This window comes from Paenibacillus amylolyticus, assembly GCF_050990605.1.
Lineage (GTDB): Bacteria > Bacillota > Bacilli > Paenibacillales > Paenibacillaceae > Paenibacillus > Paenibacillus amylolyticus_H.
This window is the reverse complement of the sequence record NZ_CP158832.1, coordinates 1683978-1699052: the sequence shown is the minus strand read 5'-3', so window position 1 is coordinate 1699052 and position 15075 is coordinate 1683978. Positions and strand designations below refer to the sequence as shown.

Here is a 15075-nt window from a genome sequence, read left to right as displayed (position 1 = left end):
AGATGGTGTCTGACGCTGATTTAAATATAACATAAGGTGTAAACTATAGCAAGCAGAAAACCTTGATTTTACGGCCTATTTTTGCGTTTCTGTTCCCTTTTTTTTCAGTTTTTTGATACAATGATAAATGTTCATGAAGATACCTAAAATCACTATCGAGCGTCATTGACGGAAATCGCATAGCGCTTCTATTTTTGTTCACGTATGATTACTGTAATTCGACTGCCAAAGGAGTAGCCTTAAAATGAATGCACCTGCATTACAGCCCCCACTATTGTGGGGAGATAAACGGTTCCATACCTGGAATTATGAGATGCGAGATCAATTTAACAACAAGGTTTTCAAAGTGATGCTGGATGCCGGATTCACCTGTCCCAACCGGGACGGTTCCATTGCCAAAGGTGGTTGCACCTTCTGCAGTGCGCGTGGATCAGGCGATTTTGCCGGCAGCAGACGTGAAGATCTGGTCACCCAATTCAATACGATTCGAGATAAACAGCACCTCAAGTGGCCTAAAGCCCATTATATTGGCTATTTCCAAGCCTATACGAACACGTACGCTCCAGTTGAGGAGCTACGCGAATATTTTGAAGAAATTCTAGAGCAGCCCGGTGTTGTTGGTTTGTCCATCGCCACACGTCCGGATTGTTTGCCAGACGACGTTGTTGATTATTTGGCTGAACTGAACGAGCGCACTTATCTGTGGGTTGAGATGGGACTTCAAACGATCCATGATTCCACATCAACATTGATTAATCGGGCGCACGATACGAAGTGTTACGAAGAAGCAGTTGAGAAATTGCGCAAACGGAATATACGTGTATGCACACATATCATATATGGTCTGCCTCAAGAGACGCATGAGATGATGCTGGACACTGGACGAGCAGTCGCCAATATGGATGTACAGGGAATCAAGATTCACCTGTTACATCTCATGCGCAAAACACCGATGGTGAAGCAATACGAAGCGGGTCTTTTACGTTTTCTGGAACAGGACGAGTATATCAAGCTGATCGTAGATACACTGGAGATGCTTCCACCGGAAATGATCGTACACCGTCTTACAGGCGACGCACCGCGTGGTCTGCTGATTGGACCGATGTGGTCCATGAACAAATGGGAAGTATTGAACTCCATTGATCGTGAGCTGCGAGAGCGGAATTCCTGGCAAGGTAAGTATTGGAGGCGAGCATAGATGGGCTTTCTTTCGGTTCTCAGCTGTGCTCATCAGTGGATTGCTGCCCGTCTGCAGCCTGGTGATCTAGCCATAGATGCAACGGTTGGTACAGGAGCAGACACGCTGTTTTTGGCACAACAAGTAGGTAGGCGGGGTCAAGTCATAGGATTTGATATTCAAAGTGAAGCACTTACGCTGGCACAGGCCCGGATTCGAAAACAAAACGACGAAGCCAAGCTCGGCTCCATCTCCATGCTTCAACTAAGCCATCATCGCATGGCAGAAGCGGTGCCTGAGTCATGGCCTGGTGCGGTTGGTGCGGTCATGTTCAATCTGGGGTATCTGCCTTCAGAAAGTGCAGATTCCTCCATCATCACCGAGACTGACAGCACGATTGCTGCACTCGAGGCTGCACTCGCTTTATTACGTCCTCGCGGAATTATTACGGTTGTGCTCTACCCCGGTCATGACGGAGGCGCAGAGGAAGCATCAGCCGTATTGGAATGGTCCTCTGCCCTGCCGGTGGAACAGGTACAGGTTGTGATGTATCGCCAATTGCAGCGAGAAACTTCTCCTTTTCTGATCGGAATCGAGAAAAAATAATTTCCTTTGTTCACCAAATACAATAAACTAGACACAATCGCAAGGCGAGCTATAAGCAGCTTTTTCTTACTGCGATCTGTGTTCTACATCTACATATGCAAACGTATTCACTTGTTTGCTCATGGCGACTCCATGCCCATGACTGATTAAAGCGATCCACCATTTCATATACTAGAGGAGAGATTACTGATGTCTACACCATACCCATTACAATTCCAACCTGAATTCAAAGAACGTGTGTGGGGCGGTCGTGCGCTCGAGCAATTCGGCCTTACGCCCCCTGAAGGACATATCGGAGAAGGATGGATGATTGCGGATCATCCAAACGGTACAACCAGGGTATTAAATGGAGCACTTGCTGGCAAGGGTCTGGATGAAGTTCGTGAACAACTGGGCACCGAGTGGCTTGGAACCAAAGGTGTCTCTGAAAAAGGCGGACGTTTCCCCCTACTGATTAAGCTGCTTGACTGCAACGATGACCTGTCCGTTCAGGTTCATCCAACAGACGAGTATGAGGCACTGCCTCCTGGCGAGCTTGGCAAAACAGAAATGTGGTATGTACTCGACGCAAAACCGGGCGCACACATCATCTACGGGTTGAATGAAGGCGTTGATCGGGCAACATTAAAAGAAGCATTGGAAAACGGCACGGTGATGGATACCCTTCGTCAGGTACCTGTGGAAGCTGGTGATACGTTCTTTATCCCTGCCGGAACCGTACATGCGCTCTGTGCGGGTGTTGTTGTCGCCGAGATTCAGCAAAACTCGGATACGACGTACCGGATATACGATTACAATCGTCCTGGACTGGATGGCAAACCACGTGAGTTGCATGTTGAAGACTCATTAAATGTCACCGCCTATGAGGGCGCAGGTGCCTCAACGATGAAAACAAATAACGCGACTCCTGGTGAATGGCTCAAGCTTGCGGAATGCCCTTATTTTGTGGTGGAAAAAGGGATTGTGACTGAACGGTGGGAACTCTCCACCAATCCTGACAGCTTCACGATTCTCGTTGTCTGTGAAGGAGAAGGAACTTTGGAGTGGGCACATGCCAAAACAGACAGCATTGAATTAAAGGCCGGACAATGTTACCTGTTGCCAGCCAATCTGGGGTCTTATACTTTGAACGGAAATACCACTGTTCTTCGCTCTTATTTGCCATAAATCAAGCTTATATGTAACCTGTGAAGGAGGAATTACACGAGATGCAGGAATCTACCTTTGCCTTGGTCGCTAGTGAAGGTACCCGTATTCATGTGTACCGCTGGCTTCCCGATCCGGAATGCAACGTTAAAGGTGTAGTGCAAATTGCACATGGCATGGGCGAGACGGCAGCCCGATACGCGGAATTTGCAGGCGTTCTTACCCAAGATGGCTATGCGGTCTATGCTAATGACCATCGGGGTCATGGCAAAACTGTGGAGAATGCCAAGTTACTCGGTAATGCTGGTGTCGATGCCTTCCGCTGGATGGCAAGTGATATGATTAATCTGGGCGAAGTAGCCGCCAAGGAGAACCCAGGAGTGCCCCTGTTTCTCATGGGACATAGCATGGGCTCATTTTTGGTACAACATCTTATGTACGCTGGTCATGAGCAGTATCATGGCTTTATTTTATCCGGGACAAACGGCAGACGCGGTCTGCTCCGGTTTGGAGAGAAGCTCGCCTTCTTGCAATGCGGCATTCAAGGGGCTACTCATCCCAGCATGCTGCTTAACGCAATTGTATTTGGTGGATTTAACCGCTCTTTCCGCCCTGCGACGACACCGTTTGATTGGTTGTCACGGGACGCACAAGAGGTTCAACGATTCATCGATGATCCCATGTGCGGAGCAGTCTGTACAGCAGGCTTTTTCCGCGATTTCTTCAAATTGCTGCTCGAAGTTCATCTTCCACACAATATGGAGCGCATCCCCAAACACAAACCCGTATATCTGTTCTCAGGTGAGAAAGACCCTGTCGGACTTCATGGCAAAGGTGTTCTTAATCTGGTCTCCCAGTATAAGAAGCTTCATCTGGAGAATATTGAGTATCGCCTGTATCCGGGTGGGCGCCACGAAATGCTGCATGAGATCAACCGAACAGAAGTGGCTCAGCACGTTGTAGACTGGCTAGAGCGGAATACCCCTGGCTCGAATACACACCCTAGTCCGGTGAACCCTACTGAAACCGCTGACTCTATATAATAGAGTCAGCGACAACATACCAAGAGAAAAAGCAAAAAAAACCCCTGAATCGGATGTACAGCTTACGCTGCACTCCAGTTCAGGGGTTTTCTTGTTAAGCGATATGAATAATAGCCATGATCATACGTAATGGATTAACCTTCAATTAACAGAGATTCCGGGTCTTCAAGCAGTTCTTTCACGGTCACGAGGAAACGTACAGCCTCACTACCGTCGATAATCCGGTGATCGTAGGACAACGCGATGTACATCATTGGACGGTTCTCCATCCGTTCTGCATCAATTGCCACTGGACGAAGCTGGATCTTGTGCATCCCCAGAATACCCACTTGAGGTGTATTCAGAATTGGCGTAGACAACAAGGAACCAAATGTTCCACCATTGGTGATCGTGAACGTTCCACCTTGCAGATCAGATAACGCCAGCGTGTTGGAACGAGCTTTGGATGCCAGGTCCGCAATACTCTTCTCGATCTCGGCAAAGCCCAGACGATCGGCATCACGTACAACCGGTACAACCAGTCCTTCCTTCGCAGATACGGCAATGCCGATATCATAATACTTTTTGAGCACAACATCTTCGCCATCGATCTCTGCGTTGATTGTAGGGAATTTTTTCAGAGCCCCCACAACCGCTTTGGTGAAGAAGGACATGAAGCCCAGGTTAATCTCATGTTTCTCTTTAAACTTGTCCTTACGGCGTTTACGTACATCCATGATCGCAGACATATCAACTTCATTAAACGTAGTCAACATGGCTGCTGTCTGCTGAGCCTCTACCAGACGTTTGGCAATGGTCGCACGGCGGCGAGACATCCGCTGACGCTCCACTGGTTTGGTATAGGTAGAACTTCCAGCTGCCGGAGCACTTGGTGCTGCTGGCGCTTTACTCGCAGGTGGAGCAGCAGGAGCAGGCGCCTGATTGTTATGGCTCTTCACATCATCCTGGTATACCCGTCCAATCGGATCTTTGCTCTGAACCTGATCCAACTCGATACCACGTTCACGTGCAAGTTTACGGGCAGACGGTGAAGCCGTCTTGGCACTATCGGATGACTCCGGTGCTGCCGCAACAGGTGCTGGTGGTGGTGTTGGAGCTTCAGGTGCAGGAGTAACGGCCTTTTTCTCTTCAGCTGCTGGTTCGGAAGCGGGTGCACCGCTTCCTCCTCCAGAACCAGCTGAGAGTGTACCGATCGTTTCACCGATCTCGACCGTCTCTCCTTCCTGACGAATGATCTTCTCCAGCACGCCACTTTCTTCTGCGCTGATCTCAATATTTACTTTATCCGTTTCCAGTTCAAGAAGCACATCACCCTGATTAACGGTATCCCCTTCTTTAACCATCCATCTGGATACAGTTCCCTCAGTTATTGACTCACCCATTGCAGGTACTTTAATTTCACTCACAGCTGTTACCTCCCCAGTGGAATATTATTCTTCGTCGTTTGTTTCAACGCAGATGTAATAATCTGTTGCTGTTCCATACTATGCACAAGCTGATAACCGCTGGAAGGACTTGCGTGTTCCGGGCGACCTTCGTATCTAACGGTTGTGCCTTCCGGGGCAACTTCACGAAGACGAGGCTCCATGTAAGTCCAGGCACCCATATTTTTGTTTTCTTCTTGTACCCATACCAGTTCTTTTACATTGCTGAAACGTGCAAGGATACGTTTGATCTCTTCTGCCGGGAACGGATATAACTGTTCCACTCGAATGATGTGAAGCCATGACCAATCTGCTTTATCTTTTTCAAAAGCATCTTCCAGGTCAATGGCAATCTTGCCACTGCACAAAATAATGCGCTCTACGCGATCAGGCTGCGTACTCAGCCCGGCTTGCTCAAGCACAGGCTCAAACTTGCCTTCACTGAATTCGACTGCTGGTGATGCAACACGCGGATTCCGAATGAGACTTTTCGGTGACATCATCACAAGTGGTCGAGCATCCTCCGTTTCAGTCAACGAGGCTTGACGACGCAATAAGTGGAAATACTGCGAAGCACTCGACAAGTTGGCAACCGTCATATTGTCTTCTGCGCACAGCTGAAGGAAACGTTCAAGACGAGCACTTGTATGCTCAGGTCCCTGACCCTCATTCGCATGTGGCAACAACATCACCAAACTGGACTTCTGAGACCACTTGGCGCGGCCGGATGATACAAACTGGTCAAAAATAACCTGTGCACAGTTGGCAAAGTCACCGAATTGAGCTTCCCAGATGACCAGTGTATCGGGTGAATATACGTTATATCCGTATTCGAATCCAACAACGGATTCTTCAGACAACGGACTGTTATAGATTGCAAAAGATGCTCTTGCCTGTGGCAAGTGATGCAATGGGCAGAACTTTGCTCCATTCTCCGAATCATGCAACACCAGATTCCGATGAGCGAATGTAGCACGCTCGGCATCCTGTCCACTGATCCGAATTGGCTTGCCATCTGCCAGAATGGTTGCAAATGCGAGTGTCTCTGCAAGACTCCAATCCACTTTTTCCCCTTCGTTCAGGGAAGTGCTCCGGCGTTGCAAAATCCGCTGTAACTTCGGATACACATTGAAGTTCTCTGGCCATTTCAGCAAATCGGCATTAATGCTGCGAAGATTCTCCAGTGGTACCGCAGTAGGCGTAATTGTAACAGCCTCCGGCTCACTGATTTTCCGTTGATAATATTCATGTACTTCATTTTTCTTCATCTGGTCATAAGCTTCTTTTAATTTGTTCGTTACTCCATCGCGAATGCTCGTAATGGATGCATCATCGATAACTGAATCCTGCTTCAACTGATCCTGATACAAGTGGCTTACCGTTGGATGGTTTTTCACCTTGTCATAAACGATAGGTTGAGTTGTTTCGGGATCATCGGTCTCATTATGGCCGTAACGACGGTAACCGATCAAGTCGATCAGGAAATCCTTTTTGAAACGATTGCGATACTCTGCTGCCATACGAATGGCTGCAATACAAGCTTCCGGATTGTCCGCATTCACGTGTACAATCGGAATTTCGTACCCTTTAGCAAGGTCACTTGCGTAGTACGTTGAACGGGAATCACCGCTATCTGTCGTGAAGCCCAGACGATTGTTGACGATAATATGGATGGTTCCACCATTCTGATATCCTGGCAAAGCTTTGAAGTTAAGCGTCTCTGCAACGATCCCTTCTCCAGGGAATGCGGCATCACCGTGCATCAAAATGGTAGCTGCCTTCGTCACGTCCTGCTTTGGATATCCAGGGTCACGACGGTCATCCTGAGCCGCACGAGCAAACCCTTGTACAACCGGATTAACGTATTCCAGATGGCTCGGGTTATTCGCCAGAGTAAGGCGGGCCTGCACAGTTTCCCCGTCTTTTACAAAACGGTTGGCACCCATATGATATTTGACATCCCCCGTCCAACCGTAGTTGATTCCAGTCGAACCCTCCGATGGAACCAAATCTTTGTTCGGGGCATGATGAAATTCAGAGAAAATTTTGCTGTACGGTTTGCCCAAAACATGAGCCAGTACATTTAAGCGTCCACGGTGGGCCATACCCATCAGAATGTGGCTTGATCCGGCTTCTGCCATGATGCGAACAGCTTCATCCAGCATCGGCACAAGCACATCGTTACCTTCGATGGAGAAACGTTTCTGTCCAACAAATGTTTTGTGAAGATAATCTTCAAATTGCTCGACTTCAACCAACCGTTCCAGCAAAGCCTTACGTTCTTTCGGCGTAAGCGGAGCTGGTGAAGTACGGGATTCCGCACGACGATTCAGCCAGTCACGTTCTTGAACTTCGTGCACATGACTGAATTCATAGGCCATAGGTCCAGTGTATATCTGACGCAAACGTTGGATTGCATCCCAACCGTTTGCGGTCTGTCCATCTGCACCTTCCCAGATCAGGGAAGCGGGCAAAGCTTTCAGATCTTCTTCGTTTAATTCAAAATGCTGAGGTTCCAGCAAAGATGTATCTGTATCTTCACTGATTCCAAGCGGATCTATATCTGCAGCAAGATGACCATAGGTACGGATGTTCCATACCAGCTTACCCGCTGTAACCGCTTTCTGTAATAATTGAATGTCTACGTTCCCGGAAGCCGATTGGGCGTTGCCGGAATTCGAGGTTGTGCGTGCATCCTTGCCAGACATCGGCGGTGCACCCCATTGTTCAAAAAGTTCACGATAGGCCGGTGTAACCGAACCAGGGTCTTGAGCAAATAATTCATATTGTTCCTGTACGTATCCCATATTGGGGCCATAATAACTTTCCCAGGGCTTCTTGTTGCCTTCCACGATCGTCATCGACGTTCCCTCCGTCTTGATTTAGTCATAAGTTTTTGACGGAAATCATTGACTAAGCCGTAATTTGCGTTCGTTCAACATTTTAAGCTAAATTTTTCATGAAGTCCAATAATCGTGCTGTTGGTGGTAGTAACGTTAGTCCGACGCTCCCGTCAAGGTTTGTCTGCGTTTTCAAAATCAAAGTAAAACAATGATTGTATATACCGTCGCACAGATGTCGAATACTGTCCTGATCCGTTCGAAGGTTCCACTTTCTCCTCTTCTTCAAGTGAAGTCCATGTTCTAATATCTATTCTATAAACTTTTACGCTCAGGAGCATTTCCTATTTTTAGCTCAATTGATGCATAAATTAGATGAATCGAATAAATCGAGCAATTTGGATAGAACAACGAACGCTGAATTACAACAAAATAGGCATACGATCTCCCATTTTACCTCCTTAATTGAATTGTGGTCCATTATGTTCAAAAACAAACCGTCCAGTTAAACATTAACCAATTGACATCACATTCAACAAATATTTGGGGGATTCTTCAGGAGACCAACTGAAAAAAGCTAGCCCAGACATGAAATATCCGAGCAGCTTCTTATTCAGAAAGATTGAGTTATCAATATAGTTGACGATGGCATAAAGCTGTACTTTCTGTACTTTGACTAATCGTATACGCTGCAAACGGCGTTAGGGAAAGATTTCTAACTTGCTCCAGTGTAAACCAGTCTGCGCCGAGCGAATCTTCGCCATCAGGTTCTTTTTTGATCTGATCCGGCTGACTGGCTGCGGTCAAAATGACATCATACAACATCCCAATATGGTGCAGCTCTTCCGGCTCACCTTGATGCACCCATTCCACAACCCTAGACTCCGCAGAAAAAATCATTAAATGTAGATGGGTCAGGCCCGTCTCTTCTTCAATCTCACGATGAAGAGCTGCCTCTGGCTTCTCACCAAACTCCAGCCTTCCGCCCGGTAAATCCCATTGCCCCTGATATGCTCCCCGTGCCTTATGAATCAACAGGATTTTTTGCTCCCAAGTGATCAAGCCATATACGCCAATATGTGTATAACGATTCACTTAAGGGTTCTTCCTTTCGTTTTCATCCTCTATAACAGCATCCAGATCTATGGCCAAACGGACCATATCCACACAACGGATACCATCCTCTATAATCTCTTCCTCATAGTGCCTCACAAAGAAGTCACGATCAACCCCGATAATGCGGAAACCGCAACGTTGATATAACTTCAATTGATGAAAGCTGGAATTGCCCGTCCCAATCTCGAGAATCCGGCAGCCCAATCTACGTGCAGCTTCCATCGCTTCCTTAATCATATGTTTGCCTACACCTTGTCCCTGCAGTTCTTCCTGTACGGCAATATTAACAATCTCCGCAGTCTCCGGACGAGTCTTGAGCAACACGAACTCCCCAACCATCTCTCCTTCATACTCGGCAATAAAACAAACACCCCGACTCAGGTACTCATCAACAATTGCTTTTGAAGGATCAGCCATCAATAAAAGTTCGTAGGGTCTCTCTTCTTCCCAGTCCAAAATCCGGAACGACAATTTCATGCCAATCTCCACCTTTTCATCGTACAATATTCATTTACGTCCTGTTTGCAGAAGCCTATGTATGGCAAATCCACAAATATATCATTCTTCATTTCAACAAACTAGTTTACTATTTTTATCCTAACCCAAGCTTAAATGCTCATGGATTAATTTCCATTCCCCATCAAGCTCAGCAACAAATACATTCGTGGCCCGACCCTTTCCACAAGCAGGCTCTCCCTGATAAATTCCTTTCCAGTGGTAGGTATAGATACAAACGGCCTGCTCTTTGCTAGTCGTAATCCACTTAACATCTTCAGCACGATACACTTCTTCCTTGACTGTCTCCCAAGCGTTCTCAAAATAAGCCCGAATTTCGTTAGGGGTAGTACAGGACGTTCCCGTAAACCAATATACGGCATTTGGCGATAACCATTTACTGACTTCATCAAACTGATGTGTATTCGTCGCCGCAATGTATCCTTGCAGGGCATGCTGGTATCCCATGATTTTTCCTCCTTCTGACGTGTTATCTTATCGGATCTCACTCTGTTCAAGAACGGAGTCGCTATACACCATAAATGTCTCTTGCAGCGTACGTCCGGATGACTTCTCCCAGATCACACTCCGCTCAAACGTACCATTTTGGAAAAAACGCGGGAGACGTTCAGCGAACCAGTCCTGCATAGGTAGCTCAAACACCCGCTTCATAGGCACCCATAACAGTTCGCCTTCGGGGGGATCTTGCAATAATTGACCCTCGAATGAAGTTGCCAGATAGTTAAATACCATGTATCGTAGCCCTTGTTGAGGATCACAGAACTCATCGAGTCCTTTATACGTAATCTCATTAACAGCCAAACCCGTCTCCTCCAGAACCTCCCGCACGGCACCATCCACGATACTCTCGGGAAAGTCCACCTTCCCCCCAGGAGCGATGTATCCCGGAAATCCTTTGCGATCCGGCCGATTCATCAGTAACACCTGATCATTCATTTTGTCCCATACCATACACATCGTTAATATCTCTATTCTGGTGTTCATATTTGTTCTTCCTCCTGCTAATGTGCGCTTCTCTGCTGTACACTAACATTTCTGGGAATAACCTGTGTTTTCCTTCTTTATTCCCACTCTGAAATATGCATACGAAAGGCGGACACCCTGTACATCAGAAGCCCGCCTGTTTTGTTATATTCTATGCTGCTCATTCCTCAAGCTTGGATTTCCATTTCTCAGTTCGATTCCGTAATTAACACCCGGCGTTCCTTCCACTCAGCCCGGCGATAAGCCTGTTGCATACCAAATTTGCGGATACTTGCCTTCGGCACCGATTTGTAAGGCAAAACGACCGTAAAGTCTTCATCAAACGGGAAAAAAGACAGTCCTACTTTTTCATTGGATAACCACTCTGCCTGAATCGGTTGTCTGGAACAGGCATCAAACGTGCAACTAAGCCCTTCTGCAAAAAAATCATAACGCGCAGCAGGTGTTCCAGGTTCTTCCATACAGAGAAATAAACTGAGCTGATCACAGAAAAGCATGATCTCCACATCACTTTGCAGCCTCTGTTTCAGTGCATCAGCATCACCACCAAGCTGTTTCTCCCAATCCAGCTGACGTTCATGTTCTTGCTGCAGATACTCTCGGATGTCTTCATCATCCTGCGCATTGGCACCCAGATTTTTCTGAAACAGCTCCGTATACATCAAACTGCACAATAATCCGGCGTAGAGGTTTTTCTGACGAACTTCTTCAATGCCTTTATGGTAGAATACAAAACGCGGACGCAATGGAAAGTCACGAAACGAATACGGCGATTGACTGTAATCATTCCAGAACGGAGACGAGTCCAGTTCGATCCAACCCCGGTCATGTTCTCTGGCCGCTAGAATCAATTCATCCCGATGCGCAGGATCGGCTAATAATTCATTTTTCCAGTGGGAAGCCATCTCTCCGACTACTAATCCATGCTCATGCTGTGCGGTCAAAACAAAATCATGCTCTCTCTCATATATGATCATTTGCTGTCACCCTTCCGCATGGTATACGTTGACTTTAACATAAATTGGGTTAAACTTTCCTATAAGTAAGTTGATTTTCGCTCCGTTTGGACGTAAAGCGATATGGAATGGTCAAATGTAAAGGTGTTGTCAGTTTCCTGAAATTTGGTACACTAAAGGTTGTGTCCACAATTATATTACATACAGAAAGCGGGATCTCATGAATTTATACTCTCCTTACATCGAGTTTAACCGCAAGGAATGGGCTGAACTTAAAGAACATCAGACCACTCTTCCACTGACGGAAGCCGAATTAGAACAGTTAAAGGGATTGAATGAAGAGGTATCGATTCAAGAAGTTGAAGATATATATTTGCCTCTGACCCACTTTATTGACCTATATGCAAGAGTTTCACGAGAGCTGAATCGACTGACGGCCTCCTTTATGAAAAAAGAAGCTCTCCCCACCCCCTACATCATTGGAATCGGGGGAAGTGTTGCCGTGGGCAAAAGTACAGCGGCCCGCTTGCTGCAGGCACTGCTCGCCAGAGGTAAGAACAGCCCGAAGGTTGACCTTGTCACCACCGACGGTTTCTTATATCCCAACGCCGTCCTTCAAGAGAAGGGCATCATGAATCGCAAGGGATTCCCGGAAAGCTATGATATCAAATCCCTGATTCAATTCATGGGCGATGTGAAATCAGGCAAGCCCGAAGTGAAAGCACCGGTGTACTCTCATCTCGCCTACGATGTCATTCAAGGGGAAGAGAAGCAGATCTGTCAACCGGATATTCTCATTATTGAAGGTATCAATGTACTCCAGATCAAAAAAGAAACACCTCTGCTTGTCAGTGATTTCTTCGATTTTTCCATCTACATCGATGCGGAAGAAGAGCATATCAGACACTGGTACGTTGAGCGTTTCAAGCTGCTGCGCAATACAGCGTTCCAGAACACGAATTCCTTCTTCCACCAACGCTTCGCCAATATTGATGAAGAAGAAACCGTGCGTACCGCCAACCAGATCTGGCAGGATATCAATGCGAAAAACCTGCATGAAAACATTTTGCCAACCAAAGGGCGTGCCAGACTGATTCTGAAAAAGGAAGCTGATCACTCCATTGGGCAGATTCAATTGCGCAAACTCTAGACAACAAGCGTGCACACCTTGATGTTGTATCTAATTACCCTGAAAAGGAGAGAAAAACACATTGCAAACCCTGATTATACTCGGCAGTATTATGATGTTCCTGGCTGTTGCTTTGGGTGCCTTTGGCGCACACGCGCTCAAGCGCAAATTATCCGCGGACATGATCAAAATCTATGAAACCGGCGTTCAATATCACCTTATCCACGGACTTGGGATCATTCTGATCGGCCTGTTGGCAGACCGTCTCGAATCCTCTTCACTCGTCATGCTTGCCGGATGGCTGCTGTTCGCCGGGATCATCCTGTTCTCGGGCAGTCTGTACGCTTTAAGTGTAACGGGGGTTCGCAAATTGGGAGCCATTACCCCACTTGGCGGAGTCGCATTTTTGGCTGGATGGGTTATGATCATAATTGCCGCATTGTAATATGCCTTGGATAACCGAAAAGAGTGTTCTGGCTGATATACTATCGCTGGAGCACTCTTTTGTTGTTCAATCCGTCCAAATTCTTCGGATGGTGGGCAATCCTGCATCTGACCGTTGCCTCTCCAGTACATACACATCCGGGTTGGAAAGATTGGCCCACTCTTCATAGCCAAAGGATGGTTCATACTCCCGAATAAGCAGTGATAACAAGTTCCCATGTGTAACCACGGCCCCGTGCTGTTCCGGTCTGCTCCACAACTCTTCCAGGAGTGCCAGCCCCCTTGCAGCCGCGTTTCTCGAAGATTCCCCGCCCTCTTCCACCCAATCCACATCATCGTATGTACGTTTCAGTACATCCATCCAGTTAGGCAGATCGAGAGAGCTAAGCACCCTCTCCTGGAGACGTTCATCCGTATGTATATGTTGCAGCGTTGCTATGCCCAGTGGCATAGCGGTCTGAACAGCCCTTTTCCAAGGACTGGAGACAATATACGTTATGGAATGATGAGCCAAGATATCTGCAAGTTTTTCGGCCTGCCTGTTCCCTTCATCTGTAAGCTCTGCATGGGGTTCCTGCCCTGTGGCCTTGGCGTGACGGATAAGGTAAATGGACTGCATAGCTATCACCTCCTATGGTGTAACCTACATGGAGTTCTTCTTAAGATATTGGAGTGCAATGTACATCTTCTCCTGCTCTTCTAGTCGGCCTGATGAACTGAGGAAAGTGACCTGTTCTCCTGTTCTGTCTCCATGCTGAGCCACCAGTCCAAGCCGCTGCTTCAGATGGTTCACCGTGCCTGTACTACCATCAATAATCTGTATGTGATCTGGCAGAACCGTGCGCAGAATGGACGTATAGTATGGATAATGCGTGCAACCAAGCACCACTGTACCATACATATGAAGATCGAGATCTGCCAGCTTGAACCGGAAATAATCAGCGATTTTGCTCGGATCAAAATCCAGCCGTTCACACCATTCCACAAGTTCCGGCAGCGCAATGGAATCCACGCTGTGGTGATCATCAACACGCGATACCAGTTCGTTATACTTGGTTTGGCTCAAGGTGAGGGCCGTGGCAAATACAAGCACTCTCTTTCCACTATCCCGATTCATCTCCACGGCTGGTTTCACCGCAGGTTCCATGCCAATGATCGGGATATCGTACTTGGCTCGCAGATCCTTCACAGCCAGACTTGTTGCTGTATTACAAGCAATCACGATTGCCTGGACATCCTGCTGAACGATGGCTTCCACACAATCAAAAATATGTCCTCTAACCTCATCCGCAGACTTGGTTCCATACGGGACATGCAATGTATCTGCATAATACAGAAATTGTTCTTCCGGAAACTGTTGTAATGCCTTATGCAACACGGTTAACCCACCGATGCCTGAATCAAAAAAAGCAATTTTCTTATTCAAGGATTTCACCTCTATAATGTATTCTTTCGGGTTCCAAGAACCTCTCAATGCTGCTCATGCTGACTGGAGGTGAGGTTTGTACTTCCGGCTCATCACACACTACAGTGCTTGACGACTTGCGGGAATCATTCCGGTTACGGATCGTTCTTCTGATCGCTGTTGTCTCCAAATTGTCTTGAATAAACTTATAGATGTATAAATTCGGAGACAAAGGCGAACGCTATCGCTTCTTCAGAATCGATTCCGTCCCCTCCATTATTTCCACTAA

Annotated in this window: 15 protein-coding genes; 6 read left to right on the top strand and 9 right to left on the bottom strand. The window is 47.0% G+C overall.

All coding sequences use genetic code 11. From position 1 onward, the window contains the following. Positions 1–244 precede the first annotated feature (244 nt). The 4 genes from ABTV53_RS07845 (at position 245) to ABTV53_RS07830 (ending at position 3972) form a co-directional block, all read left to right on the top strand. The gene (locus tag ABTV53_RS07845) at positions 245–1198 is read left to right on the top strand and encodes a TIGR01212 family radical SAM protein (RefSeq protein ID WP_433752128.1); all 954 of its coding nucleotides are present in this window, start codon (positions 245–247) and stop codon (positions 1196–1198) included. Next, a complete protein-coding gene (locus ABTV53_RS07840; RefSeq protein ID WP_433752127.1) occupies positions 1199–1783 on the top strand; it encodes a class I SAM-dependent methyltransferase in 585 nt (194 codons plus the stop codon). It begins immediately after the preceding gene. A gap of 189 nt (positions 1784–1972) precedes the next feature. Further along, positions 1973–2950, top strand: coding sequence for a type I phosphomannose isomerase catalytic subunit (locus ABTV53_RS07835; RefSeq protein WP_433752125.1), 978 nt, complete (start codon positions 1973–1975; stop codon positions 2948–2950). A gap of 41 nt (positions 2951–2991) precedes the next feature. Further along, entirely contained in the window at positions 2992–3972 is a 981-nt protein-coding gene (locus ABTV53_RS07830; RefSeq protein WP_433752123.1) for an alpha/beta fold hydrolase, read from the top strand. Positions 3973–4106: 134 nt separating this feature from the next. Here ABTV53_RS07830 and odhB read toward each other — a convergent pair whose 3' ends face one another. The 7 genes from odhB to ABTV53_RS07795 form a co-directional block, all read right to left on the bottom strand. Then, entirely contained in the window at positions 4107–5378 is a 1272-nt protein-coding gene (gene odhB / locus ABTV53_RS07825; protein ID WP_433752121.1) for a 2-oxoglutarate dehydrogenase complex dihydrolipoyllysine-residue succinyltransferase, read from the bottom strand. A 5-nt stretch (positions 5379–5383) separates the two neighbouring features. Further along, positions 5384–8257 carry a 2-oxoglutarate dehydrogenase E1 component gene (locus ABTV53_RS07820; protein WP_433752119.1) on the bottom strand — a complete coding sequence of 958 codons (2874 nt, stop codon included), beginning with the start codon at positions 8255–8257 and terminating at the stop codon, positions 5384–5386. Between the two features lie 609 nt (positions 8258–8866). Then, positions 8867–9331 (bottom strand): NUDIX domain-containing protein, encoded by a 465-nt coding sequence (locus tag ABTV53_RS07815; protein ID WP_433752117.1) that lies wholly within the window; start codon positions 9329–9331, stop codon positions 8867–8869. Next, on the bottom strand, positions 9332–9829 hold the full coding sequence (locus ABTV53_RS07810) for a GNAT family N-acetyltransferase (protein WP_433752116.1): 498 nt from the start codon (positions 9827–9829) through the stop codon (positions 9332–9334). 120 nt (positions 9830–9949) lie between these two features. Then, positions 9950–10315: a YybH family protein gene (locus ABTV53_RS07805; RefSeq protein WP_433752114.1), complete on the bottom strand. Its 366-nt coding sequence runs from the start codon at positions 10313–10315 to the stop codon at positions 9950–9952. Positions 10316–10342: 27 nt separating this feature from the next. After that, entirely contained in the window at positions 10343–10852 is a 510-nt protein-coding gene (locus tag ABTV53_RS07800; RefSeq protein ID WP_433752113.1) for an 8-oxo-dGTP diphosphatase, read from the bottom strand. A gap of 188 nt (positions 10853–11040) precedes the next feature. After that, positions 11041–11829 carry a DUF3891 family protein gene (locus ABTV53_RS07795; protein WP_433752111.1) on the bottom strand — a complete coding sequence of 263 codons (789 nt, stop codon included), beginning with the start codon at positions 11827–11829 and terminating at the stop codon, positions 11041–11043. Positions 11830–12028: 199 nt separating this feature from the next. On the opposite strand from ABTV53_RS07795, the gene coaA reads away from it, so the two are divergent. Continuing rightward, positions 12029–12958, top strand: a complete 930-nt coding sequence (gene coaA / locus ABTV53_RS07790; protein WP_433752109.1) for a type I pantothenate kinase — start codon at positions 12029–12031, stop codon at positions 12956–12958. A gap of 61 nt (positions 12959–13019) precedes the next feature. Then, positions 13020–13382: a DUF423 domain-containing protein gene (locus ABTV53_RS07785; RefSeq protein ID WP_076330238.1), complete on the top strand. Its 363-nt coding sequence runs from the start codon at positions 13020–13022 to the stop codon at positions 13380–13382. A gap of 66 nt (positions 13383–13448) precedes the next feature. Here the strand turns inward: ABTV53_RS07785 and ABTV53_RS07780 are convergent, their stop codons facing one another. Together ABTV53_RS07780 and murI are read right to left on the bottom strand one after the other, a co-directional pair. Next, positions 13449–14000 (bottom strand): histidine phosphatase family protein, encoded by a 552-nt coding sequence (locus ABTV53_RS07780; protein WP_433752107.1) that lies wholly within the window; start codon positions 13998–14000, stop codon positions 13449–13451. Between the two features lie 24 nt (positions 14001–14024). Further along, complete coding sequence (gene murI, locus ABTV53_RS07775) at positions 14025–14807, bottom strand: glutamate racemase (RefSeq protein ID WP_433752105.1); 783 nt, start codon at positions 14805–14807, stop codon at positions 14025–14027. Positions 14808–15075 lie beyond the last annotated feature (268 nt).